The 3766-nt window shown below is 72.7% G+C and carries 3 protein-coding genes; 1 reads left to right on the top strand and 2 read right to left on the bottom strand.

What is annotated here, in order from left to right; genetic code table 11:
• Window positions 1-119 precede the first annotated feature (119 nt).
• Window positions 120-1685, bottom strand: coding sequence for an MFS transporter (locus tag ACRX5S_RS02945; RefSeq protein ID WP_436771082.1), 1566 nt, complete (start codon window positions 1683-1685; stop codon window positions 120-122).
• Window positions 1686-1878: 193 nt separating this feature from the next.
• Window positions 1879-2562: a TetR/AcrR family transcriptional regulator gene (locus ACRX5S_RS02940; protein ID WP_436771081.1), complete on the bottom strand. Its 684-nt coding sequence runs from the start codon at window positions 2560-2562 to the stop codon at window positions 1879-1881.
• A 506-nt stretch (window positions 2563-3068) separates the two neighbouring features.
• Between ACRX5S_RS02940 and ACRX5S_RS02935 the strand changes: the two genes are divergently transcribed.
• Window positions 3069-3701: a TIGR03086 family metal-binding protein gene (locus tag ACRX5S_RS02935; protein ID WP_436771080.1), complete on the top strand. Its 633-nt coding sequence runs from the start codon at window positions 3069-3071 to the stop codon at window positions 3699-3701.
• Window positions 3702-3766 lie beyond the last annotated feature (65 nt).

The raw sequence follows: 3766 nt of genomic DNA, 5'->3' as shown, positions 1-3766 counted from the left end.
GCCGGACGATATCCGGCACGCGGCGATCGGTGGTTCCCCGGTCACCTCACTCCGCGGTCACCTCACTCCGCGGTCACTTCACGCCACGGTCACTTCGGCCTCACCGTGTCGTACGAACCTCAGTGCGCCATCGCGGGGACGGCGAGTTCGTCGGCCGCGGCCTCGTCCCTCTCGCCGGCCGCGACGACCGTGCTGCCGCCGTGGCCGCCGTTGACGAAGGTGAACGCGATGAGCGAGGCGAGGGTCAGGATGCCGACGGCCCACCAGATCGCGGTGGCGTACCCGTGCACCATGGCCTCCAACTTGAGCTGCTCGGCCGCGGTGCCCGCGTGCGAGGTGGCGTAGGCGGTGGTGGCGCTGGCCGCGATGGTGTTGAGCAGCGCCGTCCCGATCGCGCCGCCGACCTGTTGCGAGGTGTTGACCATCGCGGAGGCGACGCCCGCGTCCCGGGCCTGGACGCCCTGCGTGGCCATGCTCATCGCCGGCATGAACGCGGTGCCCATGCCGAGGCCCAGCAGGAGCTGCGCCGGCATGATCAGCCCGGCGTACGAGCTGTCGACCTCGAGCTGCGTCAGCATCAGCATGCCGACCGCCGCGGTCAGGAACCCCGGACCCATCAGCAGCCGGGGCGGCACACGGGTCATCAGCCGCGCGCCGATCTGCGTGGAGCCGGTGATCATGCCCGCGATCATCGGCAGGAACGCCAGGCCGGTGACGACCGGCGAATAGTCCTTGACCACCTGGAGGTAGTAGGTGATGAACAGGAACATGCCGAACATCGCGATGACCGCGAGGCCGAGCGAGAGGTAGATCCCACCGCGGCGGCGGTCGGTGACGACGCGCAGCGGCAGCAGCGGTGCCGAGACCCGGCTCTCCACGTACACGAAGGACGCGAGGAGCACCGCAGCGGCGGCGAAGAGGCCCAGCGTGGCTCCGGACGTCCAGCCGTCGGTCTCGGCGCGGGTGAACGCGTAGACGAGCGAGCCCAGTCCGAGGGACGAGAGCACGACGCCCGGCACGTCCAGCGGCGAGCGGTTGCGCCCGCCGGCCGGCTCGCTGATCACGGCGACGGCACCGGCTGCCGCGACGACGGCGAACGGGATGTTGACGAAGAACGTCCAGCGCCAGTTCATGTACTCGGTCAGCACGCCGCCGAGGATCAGCCCGACCGCGCCGCCGCCACCGGCGATGGCGCCGAAGATGCCGAACGCCTTGGCGCGCTCCTTGCCGTCGGTGAACATCACCGCCAGCAGGGACAGGGCCGAGGGGGCGAGCAGCGCGCCGAACACGCCCTGGAGGGCGCGGGCGCCGAGCAGCAGGCCGGTGTTGGCGGCCAGGCCGCCGATCGCGGAGGCGACCGCGAAGCCGACGAGGCCGACGATGAAGGTGCGCCTGCGTCCCCAGAGGTCGGCGATGCGGCCGCCGAAGAGCAGGAGTCCGCCGAACGCCAGGGCGTACGCGGTGATGACCCACTGCCGGTTGCCGTCCGAGATGCCGAGGTCGGCCTGGGCGGAGGGCAGCGCGATGTTCACGATGGTGCCGTCGAGCACCACCATGAGCTGGGCGAGGGCGATGAAGACGAGCGCTTTCCAGCGCCGCGGGTCGGGCCCGGTCGTCTCGGGCCCGGTCGTGCCGGGACGCGTCGTCTTGGCCGGAGTCGTCTTGGGCGGGGGTGTTTGTGACATGGGGGTACTCACCTGGGTGTGGGGTGTGGTGACGCGGATGGTGGACGGGGCGCGCTTGTGGCGCCGGCCGGATCGGCCGCTCCCGTCGCCGTTCTGGGATCGGTCTGCGGTTCTTGCAGTGGGATTCGCTGCTGGTCAGCTCCGGGGTTCGCGGCGGGTCGGATCGGGGACTCGCTCCGGGGTTCGCCGCACGTCAGCTCTCGGACTCGTGCCGGGGTTCTTGCGCCCGGCCGACGCGCCGCAGATCGCGGACCGCCACGGCCGAGCCGGTCAGGGGGGTGGGGTCGAGGTCGCGCAGGCCGTCGAGCATGACGTCGAGGTGCCGGTGCACGAACCGGTCGTTCGCCGCGCAGCCGGTGCCGGGCAGCGGCCGCGAGAGATGGGTGACGATCATCATCAGGTCGCCCGGGCCGATGTCCTTGCGCAGTAGGCCGGCCGCCCGGGCCCGCTCGACCAGTTCCTCGACCACGTCGTCCAGGCGCTCGCGCATGGCGATCATGTCCGGATGGCACTTGTCGACGTCCTCGGCGAGCAGCGGGCAGACCGCGGCGACCTTCTCCTCGGCCGCACTGTGCGCGAAACGGCGCAGCGCAGCGAAGGGGTCCGGCTCCTCGGCCATCGCCGCCTCGCCCCGGCCGATGATGCGTTCCAGGACGGACAGCACCACCTCGTGGACGAGCTCGCGGCGGTCCGCGAAGTGCCGGTACAGCGTCGCGTTGCCGACCCCGGCCCGCCGGGCGACGTCGTCGAGCGGCACGTCCGCGCCGGACTCGACGAACATCTCGCGGGCGGCGCCGACGATGCGCTCCCGGTTGCGCCGGGCGTCGGCGCGCAGGCGGGGCCGCTCACGTACGGCTGCCGTCTCGGCGGTGGTCATGGCTCTGCCCTCCTTGCTCGCGTCTGCCCGGTTGGCGCCCGGGCCATCTGGTCCGGTCGTGGGCCCGGTCACCTGCCGGTCACCTGTGTGGCGATCGGCCGGTCCCGTCGGGGTCCGGTGACGGGCCCGGCGGGGAAACGGGGACTTGCTCCCCGATTACGTCCACACGGGTAAACGGACACGAAGTCCCCGGATATTTCGTCGGGCGCGTGTGACCTGGGCCACACTGGGCTGAGCAGGTGTTGGCGAGCTTGCGGGGGTGGCGGCCCGCGGCGGCGCGGTCGGCCGCTCGGCGTGTCACCACCGCCGCTTGAGGACCACGGGGTGACCGCTGGGGCTCGACGGCCGTCGCCCAACAGTTCCCTCGAAGGCCGAGCCGACGCCTTCGGCGCGGAGCGATGAGTTTGCGGGCCGCGGTCAGTCCCTATCTCTGTAGCGCCACCTGTGGCCGGCGATCTGGCCGCCGGCCGACCTGGACCCCGGACCTCAGAGGAGACCCCGCCGCCATGACCACACCCGAGACCCCCGCACCCTCGGCAACGCCCGGCGCCGTCCCCGGCCCCGACTTCGGGCCTGCCGTCAAGCTCGTCGCAGACCTCGCGGCCCAGGTACGGGACGACCAGCTCGACGCCCCCACGCCGTGCGAGGAGTACCGCGTACGCCATCTTCTCGGGCACCTCGTGGGCCTCACCGCCGCCTTCCGCGACGCCGCGCGGAAGGACCTCGGGCCGTCGACCGCCACCAACCCCGGGTCGGTCACGCCGGACGTGGACGCGGACTGGCGTACCGCCCTGCCCCGGCAGCTCGGCGAACTGGCCGACGCCTGGCGGGTCCCCGAGGCATGGGAAGGCATGACCCAGGCCGGGGGCCTCACCTTCCCGGCTGCCGTCGCGGGGCCCGTGGCGCTCAACGAAGTCCTCATCCACGGCTGGGACTTGGCGCGGGCGCTCGGGGAGGACTACCCGGCCGACCGGGCGAGCCTGGAGTCCAGTTTCGAGCTGCTTGCGCCGAACGCCGACGCGGACGGGGACGCGGAGGACTCCCTGTTCGGCCCGGTGGTCCCGGTTCCGGACGACGCCGACCTTCTCGACCGCGTCATCGGCCTGGCGGGCCGCGATCCGGGTTGGACGCGCCCTTGAGAGCCGTCACCTGAGGTCCGGGTCCGGAGGCCCCGCGCGCCGCCGCCCCGCGCGGCCGCGGCCGG

This window comes from Yinghuangia sp. YIM S09857 (assembly GCF_051388915.1).
Classification (GTDB): Bacteria; Actinomycetota; Actinomycetes; order Streptomycetales; family Streptomycetaceae; genus Yinghuangia.
This window is presented reverse-complemented; position numbering and strand designations above follow the sequence as displayed.

Excerpts from the sequence above, each read along its gene's own strand:
- ACRX5S_RS02940 (WP_436771081.1), bottom strand. The coding sequence starts at position 2,562 with ATGACCACCGCCGAGACGGCAGCCGTACGTGAGCGGCCCCGCCTGCGC.
- ACRX5S_RS02945 (WP_436771082.1), bottom strand. The coding sequence starts at position 1,685 with ATGTCACAAACACCCCCGCCCAAGACGACTCCGGCCAAGACGACGCGT.
- ACRX5S_RS02935 (WP_436771080.1), top strand. The coding sequence starts at position 3,069 with ATGACCACACCCGAGACCCCCGCACCCTCGGCAACGCCCGGCGCCGTC.